Origin of the sequence: Streptomyces sp. NPDC001513 (genome assembly GCF_042894695.1) — a bacterium.
Classification (GTDB): domain Bacteria; phylum Actinomycetota; class Actinomycetes; order Streptomycetales; family Streptomycetaceae; genus Streptomyces.
This window is the reverse complement of record NZ_JBIAVU010000001.1, coordinates 410,032-424,721: the sequence shown is the minus strand read 5'-3', so window position 1 is coordinate 424,721 and position 14,690 is coordinate 410,032. Positions and strand designations below refer to the sequence as shown.

Annotated in this window: 12 protein-coding genes; 6 read left to right on the top strand and 6 right to left on the bottom strand. The window is 74.8% G+C overall.

Going from position 1 to position 14,690, the window contains the following annotated elements; translation table 11 throughout:
- The first annotated feature begins 153 nt into the window (after positions 1 to 153).
- A complete protein-coding gene (locus ACFYZ4_RS02050; RefSeq protein ID WP_390782721.1) occupies positions 154 to 1,542 on the top strand; it encodes a hypothetical protein in 1,389 nt (462 codons plus the stop codon).
- A 7-nt stretch (positions 1,543 to 1,549) separates the two neighbouring features.
- On the opposite strand, the gene ACFYZ4_RS02045 is transcribed toward ACFYZ4_RS02050, so the two are convergent.
- Together ACFYZ4_RS02045 and ACFYZ4_RS02040 are read right to left on the bottom strand one after the other, a co-directional pair.
- Positions 1,550 to 2,038: a hypothetical protein gene (locus ACFYZ4_RS02045; protein ID WP_351286781.1), complete on the bottom strand. Its 489-nt coding sequence runs from the start codon at positions 2,036 to 2,038 to the stop codon at positions 1,550 to 1,552.
- Between the two features lie 145 nt (positions 2,039 to 2,183).
- A complete protein-coding gene (locus tag ACFYZ4_RS02040) occupies positions 2,184 to 4,289 on the bottom strand; it encodes a PIG-L family deacetylase (RefSeq protein WP_390782720.1) in 2,106 nt (701 codons plus the stop codon).
- A 275-nt stretch (positions 4,290 to 4,564) separates the two neighbouring features.
- Between ACFYZ4_RS02040 and lnt the strand changes: the two genes are divergently transcribed.
- From lnt to ACFYZ4_RS02025, 3 genes are all read left to right on the top strand, one after another.
- On the top strand, positions 4,565 to 6,211 hold the full coding sequence (gene lnt / locus ACFYZ4_RS02035; protein WP_390782719.1) for an apolipoprotein N-acyltransferase: 1,647 nt from the start codon (positions 4,565 to 4,567) through the stop codon (positions 6,209 to 6,211).
- Positions 6,212 to 6,248: 37 nt separating this feature from the next.
- Positions 6,249 to 6,734: an NUDIX domain-containing protein gene (locus ACFYZ4_RS02030; RefSeq protein WP_351286777.1), complete on the top strand. Its 486-nt coding sequence runs from the start codon at positions 6,249 to 6,251 to the stop codon at positions 6,732 to 6,734.
- Between the two features lie 126 nt (positions 6,735 to 6,860).
- On the top strand, positions 6,861 to 8,078 hold the full coding sequence (locus tag ACFYZ4_RS02025) for an acyltransferase family protein (protein WP_390782718.1): 1,218 nt from the start codon (positions 6,861 to 6,863) through the stop codon (positions 8,076 to 8,078).
- Here the strand turns inward: ACFYZ4_RS02025 and ACFYZ4_RS02020 are convergent.
- Both ACFYZ4_RS02020 and ACFYZ4_RS02015 read right to left on the bottom strand, forming a co-directional pair.
- On the bottom strand, positions 8,075 to 8,878 hold the full coding sequence (locus ACFYZ4_RS02020) for a trypsin-like serine peptidase (RefSeq protein WP_384347367.1): 804 nt from the start codon (positions 8,876 to 8,878) through the stop codon (positions 8,075 to 8,077). The genes ACFYZ4_RS02025 and ACFYZ4_RS02020 overlap by 4 nt on opposite strands.
- Before the next feature lie 107 nt (positions 8,879 to 8,985).
- Positions 8,986 to 10,440, bottom strand: coding sequence for a hypothetical protein (locus ACFYZ4_RS02015; protein WP_351286953.1), 1,455 nt, complete (start codon positions 10,438 to 10,440; stop codon positions 8,986 to 8,988).
- 160 nt (positions 10,441 to 10,600) lie between these two features.
- On the opposite strand from ACFYZ4_RS02015, the gene ACFYZ4_RS02010 reads away from it, so the two are divergent.
- Together ACFYZ4_RS02010 and ACFYZ4_RS02005 are read left to right on the top strand one after the other, a co-directional pair.
- Entirely contained in the window at positions 10,601 to 11,890 is a 1,290-nt protein-coding gene (locus ACFYZ4_RS02010; protein WP_351286772.1) for a bifunctional GNAT family N-acetyltransferase/ATP-binding protein, read from the top strand.
- Positions 11,891 to 12,069: 179 nt separating this feature from the next.
- Positions 12,070 to 12,396, top strand: a complete 327-nt coding sequence (locus tag ACFYZ4_RS02005) for a DUF6191 domain-containing protein (RefSeq protein WP_351286770.1) — start codon at positions 12,070 to 12,072, stop codon at positions 12,394 to 12,396.
- Here the strand turns inward: ACFYZ4_RS02005 and ACFYZ4_RS02000 are convergent.
- Together ACFYZ4_RS02000 and ACFYZ4_RS01995 are read right to left on the bottom strand one after the other, a co-directional pair.
- Positions 12,374 to 12,976, bottom strand: coding sequence for a hypothetical protein (locus ACFYZ4_RS02000; protein ID WP_351286768.1), 603 nt, complete (start codon positions 12,974 to 12,976; stop codon positions 12,374 to 12,376). The genes ACFYZ4_RS02005 and ACFYZ4_RS02000 overlap by 23 nt on opposite strands.
- Positions 12,973 to 14,595 (bottom strand): serine/threonine-protein kinase, encoded by a 1,623-nt coding sequence (locus tag ACFYZ4_RS01995; RefSeq protein WP_390782717.1) that lies wholly within the window; start codon positions 14,593 to 14,595, stop codon positions 12,973 to 12,975. The genes ACFYZ4_RS02000 and ACFYZ4_RS01995 overlap by 4 nt, the downstream gene beginning before the upstream one ends.
- Between the last annotated feature and the right edge of the window lie 95 nt (positions 14,596 to 14,690).

Sequence of the window (14,690 nt, the reverse complement as noted above, 5' to 3'; positions counted from 1 at the left end):
TCCCGGGTGCGCCAGGACGGGTGGGGAGCCACGAGGCCCCTAGGCGTCCCGCGCTCACCCGGGCGGCGGGCGTTCCGTGGCAGCCTCCGCCCGGTGCTCCCAGGATGGGGAGGCCGGGTCCGCACGGGCCCGGGGCCGGCGGAGGGAGTGGCGATGCCCGGTGTCCTCGGCTGCTGGGCGGTCGCCACGGCGGCCTTCGCGAGCTTCACCGTCCCCCTGTGCCCCGCGGGCAGTCACGCGCCGCTGTCGGCTCTCGTCGCACCGACCGTCGGGCTCCTCTCCAACACGACCGCCGCCGAAGGGGTTCCGCCGGCCGTCGCCGACGGCGCGCGGTACGTCGACGGGAGCAACGTCCTGCGGCTGGCGTCGGGCCGGTGGAAGTACCTGCCCGCCGGCCGGAAGACGTCGCTCGTGGTCGCCGACGGCCATCCGCCGGCCGTGCGACAGATCGCGCAGAGCCGCGCCTGGCTGGCCTCCGGCCGGATCCCGGGCAGGTCGCCGGCCCAGCGCGCGGCGGCCGAGCGGGCCCTCCTCGCGATGCGCGCCCTGCTCCGGCCCAACGGCGCCGTGGCCGCGGGGTGGAGCCCCGGCTGGCAGTACTCCTGGCCGCGCGACTCCAGCTTCGCCTCCGCCGCGTTCGCGCACACCGGCCACGACGCGGAGGCCTACCGGATCCTGCGCTACAGCGCCGCGACCCAGCGCACGGACGGCACCTGGGAGGCGCGGACGAAGCTCGACGCCTCCGGCCCGCCCGACGGCAGGTGGTGGCAGCTCGACGCCAACGGCTGGGTCCCGTGGGCCACCTGGCAGTGGTACCAGACGGCCCCCTCGGCCACCCGCCGCCTCCGGCTGACCCCCCTCTACCCGATGATCCGCAAGGCGGCCGACCGCGCGGCGGCCTCCCTGCGGGCGGACGGGCTGCCGCCGGCCTCCCCCGACTACTGGGAGCTGATGACGGCCACCACGAACATCGGTACGGCCGCACCGCTGCTCGCCGGGCTCAACGCCTCCGCCGACCTCGCCCGGGAGGCGGGCCGGCCGGACGACGCGGCGCGCTGGGCCCGGGCGGCGCGGCGGCTCTCGGCCGGGATCTCGGCGCGGTTCGCCCCCCTGGGGTACCAGCGCACCGTCGACGGACGGCACGGACGCGACAGCGCGGTGACGTTCATGGCGCCCCCCTTCAACGCGGCCCCCGCCGGCCTGCCCGGCGCGCTGGACGCCACGTACCGGGCGCTGCTCCTGCCCAACGGGGGCCTGACCCCCGGAAACGACGCCACGGCGCCCTGGGGCGGGAACGCCTGGACGCCCAGTACGGCGCTCTTCGCGCTCGCCTGGGCCGCCACGGGGAGCCCGGCGAAGGCAGGACCGGTGCTCGACTGGGTGCTGGCCAAGCGGAACGCGCTCGGTGAACTGCCGGAGAAGGTGGACAAGGAGGGCAGGCCCGCCTCGGTCGCTCCCCTCGCGTGGACGGGCTCGATCGCGGTCCTGGCCCTCGTGGCGCTCGACGGCTCGGCGCTCCCCACCCCGCCGCTGCGGCCCTGAGGCCGGATCAGACCGGGTTCGTACCGTCACCGGGCGGCGGTGCGGTGCGGAGCCGCTCCAGCGCGGCCAGCAGGTGCCGGTAGGCGAGCCGTTCGGCCGCCACCGCCCGGCCGAGCGGCAGGTCGTGCGGATCGCGCGAGGACCGGGCCCGTGCCGCGGCCGCGAGCCGGAGCCTCCTCGCCCGGTCCACCTCGCTCCTGGCCGCGAGGTACGCCTCGTCGAGGAGCCGGTGGTCGAGGACCTCGGCGAAGGCGCGTTCCGCCAGGGCGTCGAGCCGGTCGAGGTCGCCGGAACAGCTCGCGGAGGCCTGCCCGGCGCAGTCTTCGTCGAGGGCCCGGGACAGCGATCCGAGGGCCGCGCCGAGCTCCGGATAACCCCAGGCCGGTGCCGTGTCGGTCCGGCACCCGGTGGCGAGGGCCACCAGCACGGCGGCGCAGGCCACGGCGCGGACCCTTCCCGGTCCCGCGCTCCCGCGCGCGGTGGAGCAAGTGGTCATGGGAGCTCCGATCACCGGCCCTGGGCCGGTCGGTCGGTCAGCCGGTCGGCCCTTCGGGAGCCGGCCCCGGCCGCCTCCCGACGTGGTGCCCGCCATCGTCGCCCGCACGGGCGGCCGCTGCCACCCGGAGCCGCACGACAGTGCGCTAGGGCCCGGCCTGCACCACCGTCGAGGGCTGGACGGCGCGGTGCCACGGGGAGGAGGGCGGGCGGCTGCCGGCGGGCTCGGATCCGGCCGGGGGAGCCGTCGTCACGTGGAGGCCGGCGTCCAGGCCGAGGGCCGCCGCGAGGGCCGTGCCGTCCGGCTCGGCCACGGCCGCCGGCGCGCCCGTGTAGAGCATCTGGGACTCGAACCAGGACGGCGCGTCGCCCGGGCCCGACACGCCGATCGTGCCCGTGCCCGCGCGGCCCGCGAGCAGCCCGCCCGTCACGCCGACGGCGCCGTAGCCGCCCTCGCCGCCCGCCTCGGTGACCGGGGAGAACGCCGGCGCCAGGCCGCCCGCGGTGGCCAGGCTCGTACCGACGGTGCCCGTGCCGGGGCGGCGGAACCAGAGGCGGACGCCGTCGCCCTGCGGGCTCGCGGACAGCGGGCCGGTGGTCGCCGGCAGGCCGGTCGGGAGGGGGCCGCCGAACGGGGCGTCCGGCGTCGGCTGGACCCAGGCCAGTACGGACTGGGCGGTGGCCGCGTACACGTGGCGGCGTCCCGCCGCGTCGGTCGCGGTGACCGGGTCGCCCTGCAGGGCGGCGCCGCCCAGCGACCGCCACGTGCCGAAGGCGCCGCCGGGGGTGTCCTGCGCGCGGGCGCGCAGGGTGCGCCGGGAGTCGCGTACGTACATGGTCATCCGGCCCGTGCGGTCCACGGCCACGGCCGGTGCGCTGATCGCCGAGGTGCCGGATATGTCGTCCGTGTCCGGGGTGCCGAGCGACTGCCACGGGCCGAACGCGCCGCCGGGGGCGGCCTGGACGGCGTACACGAGGTCGCGTCCGTACTCCTGGGGCGCGGTGCCCAGGGTGGTGCGGGTGCCGAAGACCGCGATCCTGCCGTCGGGGAGCCGGACGGAGGTCGCGCCCGCGTCGATCCCGGCGCCGGGCAGGAACTCGGGGCCCTGCCAGGGGGCCTTGGGGCCGCCGCGCGACCAGTACGCCATCCGGCCGTCGAGGACGGCGAAGGCCCACACCCGGCCGGCGGCGCCCTCGGTCATCCAGGAGGTGCCGTCGCCGCGGCTGTAGCGGATGGTCTGGTTCCAGCCGGCGCCGGTGGGCCGGGTCGCCGTCTTGCGGTCGCCGCAGCCGGCGGTGCTGCCGCACCAGTCCTGGTGGTCCGTCCACGCGTAGGTCTTGAGGTAGCCGAGCTTCTCCTCGGCGGCCTGCGGGTCGAGCGTCGGGGGCAGGGAGCTGTTGGGGTAGCTCACGTAGTTCTGCACCGAGAAGTGCGGCCGGTCCGCGGACCGCGCGTAGCGTTCGGCCGCGGCCTGTACGAAGCGGGCCCCGTACATGTGGTCCTGGTGGTCGAGGAAGGCCCCGCCGCCCTGCGCCCGGCCGGGGGTCGGGTCCTGCGTCCGTATCGTGGTCGGCCGGTACCGGGCGAAGACGTCCGCGATGGCCTCGACGGCCTGGTCCTTCGTGTACGAGAACCCGCTCTTGACCGGCGTCCCGGAGGTCAGCTGGGAGCCCAGGGCGGGTACCTTGCCGTCCCACAGGCCGCGCAGGCTGTCCGGATTGTCGCCGGAGATGCTGCGGGCCTCGCGGAGCTGCATCCATATGAGGTTGACCTCGGGCCGGGCGACGAGGACGTCCACCTCGGCGCTCCCGCCGCCGGCGGTGGGTATGGACGTGCGCTGCCAGGCGCTGGTCCGGTTGCCGGTGGCCATCTGCGCGTAGGCGGCCCGGATGCCGTTCTGCCGGGCCTCCGCGTAGGCGGCGTGGTCGGCGGGGCGTGCCGGGTCCTCCAGGTGCGGGCTGTGGGCCTCGTTCCTGCCGTCGGACTCGCCCGAGGTCAGGTACACCGTGGCGACCTTCACGCCCGTCGATATGGAGCGGCTCAGGTCGGGGTTCATGAAGAAGAGGTCGTCGTCGGGGTGCGCGACGACGTGGAGGACCGTGCCTTCGGTCACACTCGGGCGGACGGCCGCCTCGGGAGCCGCCGGCTCCGGTGCGTTCCCGTATCCGTAGGCCCAGGTCGTCACCCCGGCGGCGCCGATGGTGAGCGCGGTGAGCAGGGCCGCGAGGCGGGTGCGGCTGGCCAGGGACATGTACGACGCCTTGAGGATCGGTCCGGTGCGGAATTCCGCCGAGGGGGTGAGTCGGTGTCCCGATGGCTCCACCGCTTCCGGAGACGACCGGCCCCGATTATGCCCCGCGGGTTTGCGACTGACACACCCTCAAACGGCATATGAAATAAGTCGAGTTGAATGCGGCGTATGCGCTGGATATCCCATTTGTCATTACTTGGGTGGTGATCGCGGCGGGCCGGGACCAGCCCGGGCGCTTACCGTTGTCCGAGGCGTGGGGACGTACACTCCGCCAGATGAGCAGCAGTGTCACCCGCGCGGCCGGGAACGAGCCCTCGCAGCCCGCCGACGGAGCCCCGGCCGAGGCCGCGCCGCCCCACGCCACGGCCCGCGGCGGCGCCGCCGCGGCCCCCGCCGCCGCGCCGCGGAAGGGAGCCTGGCTGGTGCGCTCCCTGCTCGCCGTCCTCTCCGGCGTGCTGCTCTACCTCAGCTTCCCGCCCCGCCCCCTGTGGTGGCTGGCCCCCTTCGGCATCGCCCTGCTCGCCGGCTGCCTCCACGGCCGCCGCGCCCGGGCCGGCTTCGGCCTCGGCTTCCTCGCCGGCCTCGGCTTCCTGCTGCCGCTCCTCGTCTGGACCGGCGAGGAGGTCGGCCCGGTGCCCTGGCTGGCCCTGGTCGGCCTCGAAGCCCTCCTGATCGGTCTCACCGGCCTCGGCATCGCGCTCGTCAGCCGGCTCCCGGCCTGGCCGCTGTTCGCCGCCGCCGTCTGGGTCGCGGGCGAGGCCCTGCGCGCCCGGGCGCCCTTCGGCGGGTTCCCCTGGGGCAAGCTCGCCTTCGGGCAGGCCGACGGCGTCTTCACGCCGCTCGCCGCCCTCGGCGGCACCCCGCTGCTCTCCTTCGGCGTCGCCCTCTGCGGATTCGGCCTCTACGAAGCCCTGCGCATCGCCCGCAGCCACCCCACCCGCACCACCGCGGGGCTGGCCGCGCTCACCATCGCCGCGCCGATCGTCGCCGGACTCGCCGCCCGCCCGCTGGTCTCCGACGCGGCCGAGGACGGCACCGTCGTGGCCGCCGTCATCCAGGGCAACGTGCCGCGCCTCGGCCTCGACTTCAACTCCCAGCGCCGCGCCGTCCTCGACAACCACGCCAAGCGCACCCTCCAGCTCGCCGAGGACGTCAAGGCCGGCCGCGTACCGAAGCCCGACTTCGTCGTCTGGCCGGAGAACTCCTCCGACCTCGACCCGTACGCCGAACCCGACGCCCGCGCCGTCATCGACCAGGCGGTCAAGGCCATCGGCGTACCCGTGGCGATCGGCGCCGTCGTGTCCCCGGAGACGGGTCCGCTGCGCAACACGATGATCCTCTGGGACCCGGTCGCGGGCCCCACCGCGACCTACGACAAGCGCAAGATCCAGCCCTTCGGCGAGCGCATCCCGATGCGCTCCTTCGTCCGGCTCTTCAGCGCCGACGTGGACCGGGTGCGCCGCGACTTCGGCCCCGGCAAGGACCCCGGCGTCTTCGACATGGCCGGCAGCGGCGTGGGCATGGTCACCTGCTTCGAGGCCGCCTTCGACGACGCCGTCCGCTCCACCGTCCAGGACGGTGCCCAGGTCATCGCCGTGCCGAGCAACAACGCCACCTTCGGCCGGACCCAGATGACCTACCAGCAGCTGGCCATGGACCGGATCCGCGCCGTCGAACACAGCCGGACCGTCCTCGTCCCCGTCACCAGCGGGGTCAGCGCGGTCATCCGCCCCGACGGCAGGATCACCGCCGAGACCAGGATGTTCACCGCGGACGCCCTCGTGGCCGAGATCCCGCTGCGCTCCACCCGTACCCCGGCCACCGTCGTCGGACCGCTGCCCGAGTACGCGCTGTTCCTCCTCGCCGCCGGCGGATTCGGCCTGCTCCTGGCCCGACGGATCCGCGCGCGCCGGGCGGGCTGAGACGGGAGCCGGCTCCCCGGCCTCGTAGGGTCGGGGGATGACCACACCCGATTTCATCCGCGCCATCCGAGCCACCGCCGGGCACCAGCTGCTCCTGCTCCCCGGGGTCACGGCCATCGTCCTCGACGACCTGGGCCGGGTGCTGCTCGGCCGGCGCTCCGACACCGGCCGGTGGTCCGTGGTCGGCGGAATCGCCGAACCGGGGGAGCAGCCCGCCGAGACCGCCGTGCGCGAGGTGTACGAGGAGACCGCCGTGCGCTGCGTCCCCGAGCGGGTGGTGCTCGTGCAGATGCTGGAGCCGATCACCTACCCCAACGGCGACGTCTGCCAGTTCCAGGACATCACCTTCCGCTGCCGCGCGACAGGCGGCGAGGCGCGCGCCAACGACCACGAGTCCCTCGAAGTGGCCTGGTTCGAGGTGGACGCGCTGCCGCCGCTGGAGCCCTTCGCCCTGGACCGGATCCACCGGGCCCTGCGCGACGAGCCCACCTGGTTCGCGGCCCCCGCGGAGCTGCCGGAATAGGACGCGTCCGGCAAACCGGCCGGGTGTGGTCCGGCTCACCTGGGGATGGCCGGAAGCGCGCTGTAGGGTTCCGCAGATCCAACGGCGGTCACCGGACAGCCGTACGTTCGCAAGGGTGGTCGAGGGATGGGCGCGGGCAGTGCAGCCGGAGAGCCGCGACCGAACGGCGTCACGCGGGCCGATGCCGCACGTGACGGCAGTTCGCGCAAGGGAGCCGCGGGCGGACGCCTGGCGGTCCTCGACGGCGTCCGGGTCCTCGCCGCGCTCTCCGTGCTCTTCTACCACTACGTGGTCCTCGACAGCGCCTGGGGCGAACCCACCGAGGGCGTCTTCCCGGCCGCCCACGGGTTCGCCGTGTACGGCTGGCTCGGCGTCGAGATCTTCTTCCTGGTCAGCGGGTTCGTCATCTGTATGAGCACCTGGGGCCGGACCGTGGGCGACTTCGCGGTGTCCCGGATATCCAGGCTGTTCCCCGCCTACTGGGCGGCCGTGGCCTTCACCTCCCTCGTGCTGCTCAGCTGGCCCGAGGTGAGGAGGATCAAGGCCGGTGACGCGGTGGTGAACCTGTCGATGATGCAGGGCGGCATCGGGGTCCCCCACATCGACGACGTGTACTGGACCCTCTTCGTCGAGCTCAAGTTCTACGTCCTGTTCGCCCTCGTCGTCATGCGCGGCGTGACCTACCGCAACTGCGTCCTCTTCTGCGGGGCCTGGACCCTCGCGGGCGTGGTGGCCCCCGCCGCCGACAGCGGCGTGCTGTCCTTCTTCGCGGCGTCGTCCGCCTCCCCGTACTTCATCGCCGGCATCGCCTTCCACCTGATGCGGCGCTTCGGGCCGAACGCCGTCCTGTGGGTCGTCGTCGGCCTCCAGTTCCTCCTCGCGCAGCACCACGTGCACGACCGCATGACCGCCAGCCTGGGCCCGGGCGTCACCCAGCAGACGCCCCTCTGGCCCGCCCACGTGATCATCCTGCTCGGCTTCCTCCTCATGGCGGCGATAGCCCTCGGCGCCCTCGACGGCGTCCGGTGGCGCTGGCTCCCGCACGCCGGAGCGATCACGTACCCGCTCTACCTGATCCACATGCTGGCCGGGCTGACCTTCATCCACCACTTCCGTCACCAGGTGGCGCCCGTTCCCCTGGCCATCGGCGTCACCGCCGTCATGGTGCTGCTCGCCTGGCTCATCCACCGGTTCGTCGAACGCCCGCTGGGCCGGTTCCTGCGCGACCGGCTGCGGCGCGGCATCCAGGACATCCGCTCGGGCACCCCGGCCCCGCCCCCGCTCCGAGGGCTGCCGGCGCAGCCCTCCGCGCCCGAGGCGGAACGCATCCCGGCCGTCCGCTAGAGCCCCTGTCCGGGCCAGGCCGTCCAACCGGCGTCGGCCGCCTCCCGGTACAGCTCCACCGCCTGGTCGCCCATCACCGCGCTGTACGAGATCTCCGGCACGCTCCCGCCGCCCTCGTGGCCGCCGAGCACCCCGGCCAGCGCGCCGTCCACCAGCCAGGGGCTGCCACTGGTGCCGCCGCTGAGCTCCGGGCAGCCGATCCGCCGCTGGGTCTCGGAGAACAGGTCGGTGGTGTTGGAGCAGCGCAGCGGGGCCTCCAGGGTCCGCGGGTACCCGATGACCGTCGCCGCGGCGTCGTCCGGCTGCTCGGCGGCCACCGGGAATCCGCCCACGAGGTCCTCGACGGACCCGCTCTGCCCGCCGTCCACCGGGGCCACCGTCGCGAAGGCGATGTCGTCGTCCGGGTCCTGGCCCTCGGTCCAGCCCGGGGCGAGGTGCACCCCGGTGATCCGCCAGAGGCCGTACGGAGCCTCGCCGTCCCGGTAGCCCGGCGCGAAGACGGTGGTGTACGGGCTCTCCAGGCAGTGCGCGGCGGTGGCGATCACATCGCGGTCGTCGCTGCGCACCACGGCGGCGGTGCAGAAGTGCCCGCCGTCGAGCCCGTCCGCGAAGAGCGCCCCCACCCGGTCCGCCGTGGCGTCGGGCAGCGCCCACGCGGTGATCCCGAGCGGCGGTCCGGCCGCCGCGTCGGGCACGTCCACGCCGAGCAGCGCCGCCATCGCGGTCAGCGCGAGCAGGATCCGTGACGCCCGCCGCGCACGGATGCGCCGGGCCGGCCGGGGGAGCATGCGGTGGATCATGCTTCCACCCTGCCCGCCGAACCTATGTCCGGAGCCCGGTGTTCCGTATGAATCCCCTGTGAATCCCGTGGACCCGGAGTGAAATCCGGACGGCCGGGCCCGCGACGCTAACCGCGGCGCTCGTAGACCGTCACGCGGCGTCCCCGCACCTGCCGGTCCTCCACCACCGCGAACTGCTCCCGCAGGACCGCGGCCTTCGCCTTGTCCCGCTCCGCCGACGGGGCCTTCGCGACCTTCGCCGAATCAGTCACGAGCAGCACCCGCCGCTGCCCGAGCAGCGACGCCCGGATCCGCTCCGGTTCCGCCTCCTCGCCCTTGAGCGTGGCCGATTCGACCGGGGTCCGGGCCAGCGCCAGGTCGGTCAGGCCCGTGAAGGCGCCGGGGGAGACCAGCGCGGTGTCCCGCCGCGCGGCCGGCACGAACAGCACCGCGTCCCCTTCCCGCTTCAGCCGTTCCACCTCGCCGGCCACCGCCAGGACGTCGTCGACCCGGCTGGCCGGAGCCCGGTTGCCCAGCTCCACCGGCAGCAGGGCCACCACCGCCACCCCGACCACACCCGGCACGAGCAGGCCCGCCGCCCCCGGGAACCGGGGCGCGCACGCCCGTACGGCCGCGCCCAGCGCGGCGCCGATCAGCAGCGCCAGACCCGCCATCGAGAACAGCACGTACCGGTCCAGGAACAGCGGCTGGACCAGCGACAGTCCGATCAGCCCGAGCTGCGGCACCGCCAGCAGCGGCAGGCCCACCGCCGCCGCCGAGAGGTTCTTGCGATCGGGCCGGTCCGCCCACGCGCCGAGCCCGCCGAGGGCGAGGAGGATCCCCGGGCCGATCAGCATGTGCCAGGTCAGCGGCGGTATCCAGGACACCTGGTCCGACTGGCCCCGGCTGAACAGGATCAGCGGCAGCGCCCCCGCCACCGCGGCCGAACCGTACGCCGCCCAGCGCAGCCACACCCCGCGCCCGGCCCGCACCCACCACAGGGTCGCCGCGTGCGCGGGCAGGACCAGCAGCGACAGCCAGTTCAGCAGGGCGCACGCCAGCACCGTGATCCCGTACGCCGTCCAGCGCGGCCAGGCCCGCCGCCCGGGCCCGCTCTCCACGAGCGAGACCAGCAGCAGGGTCGACAGCCCGGCCCCGGCCGCGACCAGCGCGTACGGCCGGCCCTCCTGCAGGTGGAACTGGACGGCCGGCAGCAGCCCGAGGGCCAGCCCGCCGCCGAGCCCCGCCCAGAAGCCCGCCAGCCGGCTCCCGATCAGCGCCACGCACACGGCGGCGGCGGCGACCGCCAGCACCGACGGCAGCCGCAGGGTCGTCGTACTCGCGCCGAAGACCTCGAAGAGCCCGTGCATCAGCAGGTAGTAGAGCCCGTGCACGGCGTCGACGTTCCCGAGCATGCGCCAAATCTCGCCGGCCGGCCGGCCCGCGACCTGCCAGGTCGCCGCCTCGTCCCGCCACACGCTGTCCTGCCGCGAGAGCCCCCACAGACCGAACGCCACGGTCCACAGGAACGGAACGAGCCGGAGGAGGAGCCCGCGTCGGGCCGCGGATATGTGGCAAAGCATGAAGGTGTGGGGATCCTCGGTCTGGCGTTCGGGCGGAAGACACCAGTCTATGGACGACACGGACGGTTTCCGGACCGCCTGTTGTGCACGACGGAGCGTGATCGCCCGGTGCTGTCGCCCCTAGCCTCGCCGCAGGAGCACGAACGAGGGGCGGTACCCGGTGAACTGGCTCATCCACGACTACCGCGAGAGCGATCTCGCAGCGGTGGTCCACCTGATCGACACCACGGCCGAACTCGGCCAGGAGTCCGTCTTCTCGCTCGCCGAGTGCATCAGCGCGCTGACCGACCGCCAGCCCTGCGTGGTCGCCGTCCACCAGGGCGTCCCGATCGGCGCGGCCCTCGCCTGCGTCACCGGGGAGCGGGCCTGGGTCATGCGCATCGCGATCGCCGCCGGCTGGCGCGGCCGCGGCCTGGCCAGCGCCCTGCTCGTCGAGCTGGAGCGACGGCTCATCGCCGCGCGCGTCGGCCGCATCGCCTACGTCCTGCCCGAGGAGGACCTGCTCGGCGAGGGCCTGCTCAACGCCGGCTACACCCGGCAGCCCGCCGTCGCCTACTTCGAGAAGACCGAGCCCCTGCACGGACCGGCCGCCGGCCTCCTCGACGACCTCGGCGGCCGCTTCCTCCCCAACGACCTGTGGGCGAAGGTCGCCGGCATGGAGAAGGAGAAGGACCTCATCGAGCGGCGCGTGGTGCTGCCGCTCGCCGAGCCTGAGCGAGCCGCCTCGCACGGGGTGCGGCCGCCGCGCGCGATCACCCTCTTCGGCCCGCCCGGCACCGGCAAGACCACCTTCGCCCGGGCCATCGCCTCCCGGCTCGGCTGGCCCTTCGTGGAGCTGCTGCCCTCCCGCCTCGCCGACGAGGGCAACCTGGCCGCCGCGCTGCGCGACGCCTTCGCCCGGATCGCCGAGCTGGAGCGCGTACTCGTCTTCATCGACGAGGTCGAGGAGATCGCACCGGTGCGCACCGAGCCCGCGCAGCCGGGCGGGATCCACGGCGTGACCAACGAGCTGCTCAAGCTGATACCGGGCTTCCGGGAGGGCGACGAACGGCTGCTGGTGTGCGCCACCAACTCCATCCGCTCCCTCGACCCGGCCTTCCTGCGGCCCGGGCGCTTCGACTACCTGATCCCGATCGGCACCCCGGACGCCGGGGCGCGCGCCGCGATCTGGTCCCGCTACACGGCGGGGCGCGCGGACGTCGACGTGGCGGCCCTGGTGGCGGCGACCGAGCTGTTCACACCGGCCGACATCGAGCACGCGGCCCGGATCGCGGCGCAGGTGTCCTTCGAGCGGGACCTGGAGGCCGTGGGCGCGCGGGGCGCGGCCGCCGCGCAGCTGGGCGCGACCACGGAGGACTACCTGGCGGCGGTCCGGCAGTGCCGGCCGACGGTGACCCCGGCGATGACGGGCGAGTTCGAGGCGGACATCACGGCGCACGCCCGGTTCTGACCGGCGCCGCGCCCCCATGGACTTCCGTCCCCCGGTTGCGGCGGGGGAGGGAACGCGGAACGGCCCGCGGCCACTGCCCAAAGCGGCCGCGGGCCTCCCGCGCGGACTTGGCATCCGCGCCGGACGGCCGCCTTCCGCTCGGCCGGACGGCCGAACGCCGGGTCGGCTACCGTCAAGCCATGGGCTTCGTCATCTTCATGACCCTTCCGGGGCTGGCTCTGCTGCTCACCGCCATGGCCTTCCTCGACCTGGCACTGGAACGCGCGGGCCGCGCGGGCCTGCTGCCCTGGCGCTGGAACGGCCGCCAGGGGCAGATCTCCGCCACCGGCTTCGAGCAGCTGCACGCCAGTTTCTCGCCGGGCAAGCAGAACGAGCTCAAGGAACGGCAGAGCGCCCTCGTCCTGCGCGACGACGAGGAGGACGGCGCGCCGCCGCGTTCCCGCGTGGACCTCGACGGCGGGCTCGCCGTCATCCGGCTGCCCGCTACGGGGAGCAGCGGTACGTGAAGTCCACCGCGGCCGTGCGCTGCTCCGGGGACAGCAGGCGCAGTTCGGCCCGCGCGGGGTAGTTCCCCGCGCCCTGGAAGGTCCACAGCAGGTGCAGCCGGGCCTCGCGCTGTCCGCGCGGCACCCGCTCGGTCAGCTCCTCCGACTGCGTGCCGTCGCTGCGGACCCAGCGGTAGGTGAGGGTCCCCGGGCGCCCGTTGGTCCCGACGACGGCGACCACGTCGGCCGTCGCGTCACAGGGCGGGCCCTGGGGATCGGTGCTCACGGCCACGTTCCGGACCTCGATGCCGGGCCCGAACCGCTGCCACCCGAGGTACGCGAGGACGGCGGCCAGCACCACCACGGCGAGGGCGTACCGCCGCAGGCCGAGGACGCGACGGCGCCGGGGCGCGGCGACGGAGGCCACCACCACGGGGAACGGCGCGGGCATGGCCGCGGTCACCCCGGGCCCGAACCGGAGCACGGATCCCTCGACCCGGTCGGGGGTCACCTCCGGGGCCGCCGGCGGACCGGAGAACCAGTGGCTCCCGAGGACGGTGGCGCTGTAGTCGTCGCCCTCGGGGGCGCGGGGACCGGTCATCGGGGCACGTCCTGGCAGCGCAGCAGGTACTGGGAGGCCGACGCCGACTTGTTCCCGGCGGCCGGCTTCGTGGTCACCCGGACGCCTCCGTAGCACCCGCGGTCACGGGTGAAGGTGTGCGACTTGACCACGGTGACCGCCGAGCCGGCCTGGACCGTGAACGACTCCGTGCCGTCGGCGACGGAGAAGGAGCCCTGCGCACCGCCCAGGAACCACTCCAGCACCACGGTGACCGGCCCGGTGCCCTGCGACGCGACCGACACCGTCGCATCGCCCCGGTACACGCCGGTCTTCAGCGACACGTCGACCTTCGTGACCACCAGGGTCGGCGTCGGCGTCGGTGTGGGCGACCAGCTCACCGTCGGCTTCGGGGTGGGGCTCGGCGAGTACGACGGCGACGCGGACGGCGATGTCGATGCGGAGGCCGACGCGGACGTGGACGGCGAAGGGCTCGGGGACACGGAGGCGCCGGGACTCGGCGAAGCGGAAGCGGAAGGGGAGAGCGTCGGATTCGGGATCGGGGACGCCGATCCCGGCGGGGCCGCACTCGTCGTGGCGAAGGCGCTCAACGCCGAGGCCCCGCCGGGGGACGCGCCGATCGCGTCCGTGGTCAGCACCACCACCGCGCCCAGGACCAGCGCCACCCCCGCCGCGAGCCAGCCGCTGCGGCCGGGCGCCCAGCCCGAGCCGCTGCTCAGGGTGGTCGTGGCCACCGCCGTGGTGCCCGCCGCCGGGGCTCCCGCCGAGGGGAACAGCAGCGGCAGCAGCGCGGCCAGCGCCGCCAGCTTGCGCTGCCCGCGCTCCTCCCACTCGGGCCCGTACGCGGCCAGGGCCACGCCCTCCAGCTCCGCGACGAACGCCTCGGCGTTCTCCGGGCGTTGCTCGGGCTGCTTGGCGAGGCCGCGCCGGATCAGCGGTCGTACGGGCTCCGGGGCCTCGGTCTCCGGGACCGGCGCCTCGATGTGCTGGACGGCGAGCTCCGCGAAGTTCTCCCCGTCGTACGGCTTGCGCCCGGTGAGGCACTCGAAGAAGGTAGCCGTCGCCGCGTACACGTCGGCCGCGGGCGAGGCCGGCCGGCCCTGCCACTGCTCGGGGGCCATGTAGGCGGGGGTGCCGGCCACACCGGGTGTGGTGCCGCGGTTCGCCGCGATCCCGAAGTCCACCAGTTTCGACGAGCCGTCGGCCGCGACCAGCACGTTCTCCGGCTTGTAGTCCCGGTGGACGACGCCGGCCCGGTGCGCCGCCGCGAGCCCGAGCAGCGATCCCTTGAGGACCACCAGCGCGGCCTCGGCGTCGGCCTGCCCGGACTGCTTGAGCAGCGCGCGCAGCGAGATGCCGTCGACGAGCTCCATCACGATGGCCGCGCCGGCGGGCGACTCCACGTACTCGTACAGCCTCACGACGTACGGGGTCCCGAGCCCGCCCAGGAGGCGGGCCTCGGCCCGGAACTCCCCGACGAACGCGGGGTCCTCACGCAGCCGGTCGCTGAGGTACTTCACCGCGACCGCCGTGCCCGTGGTGTCGTGGACGGCCAGCACCACGCGGCCGCTGCCGCCCGCGCCGAGTTCCCGGACCTCCGTGTAACCGGGGACCGACCATGCCGCCCGTGTGTCCTTCATCGTTCCCGCCCCCTGTCCGGCTGTCCGCCGTACCGTGCCGTGCCGCACCGTGTCCCCGTGGCCGGTCGGTGACCGGCCACCCCCTGGGACACGGA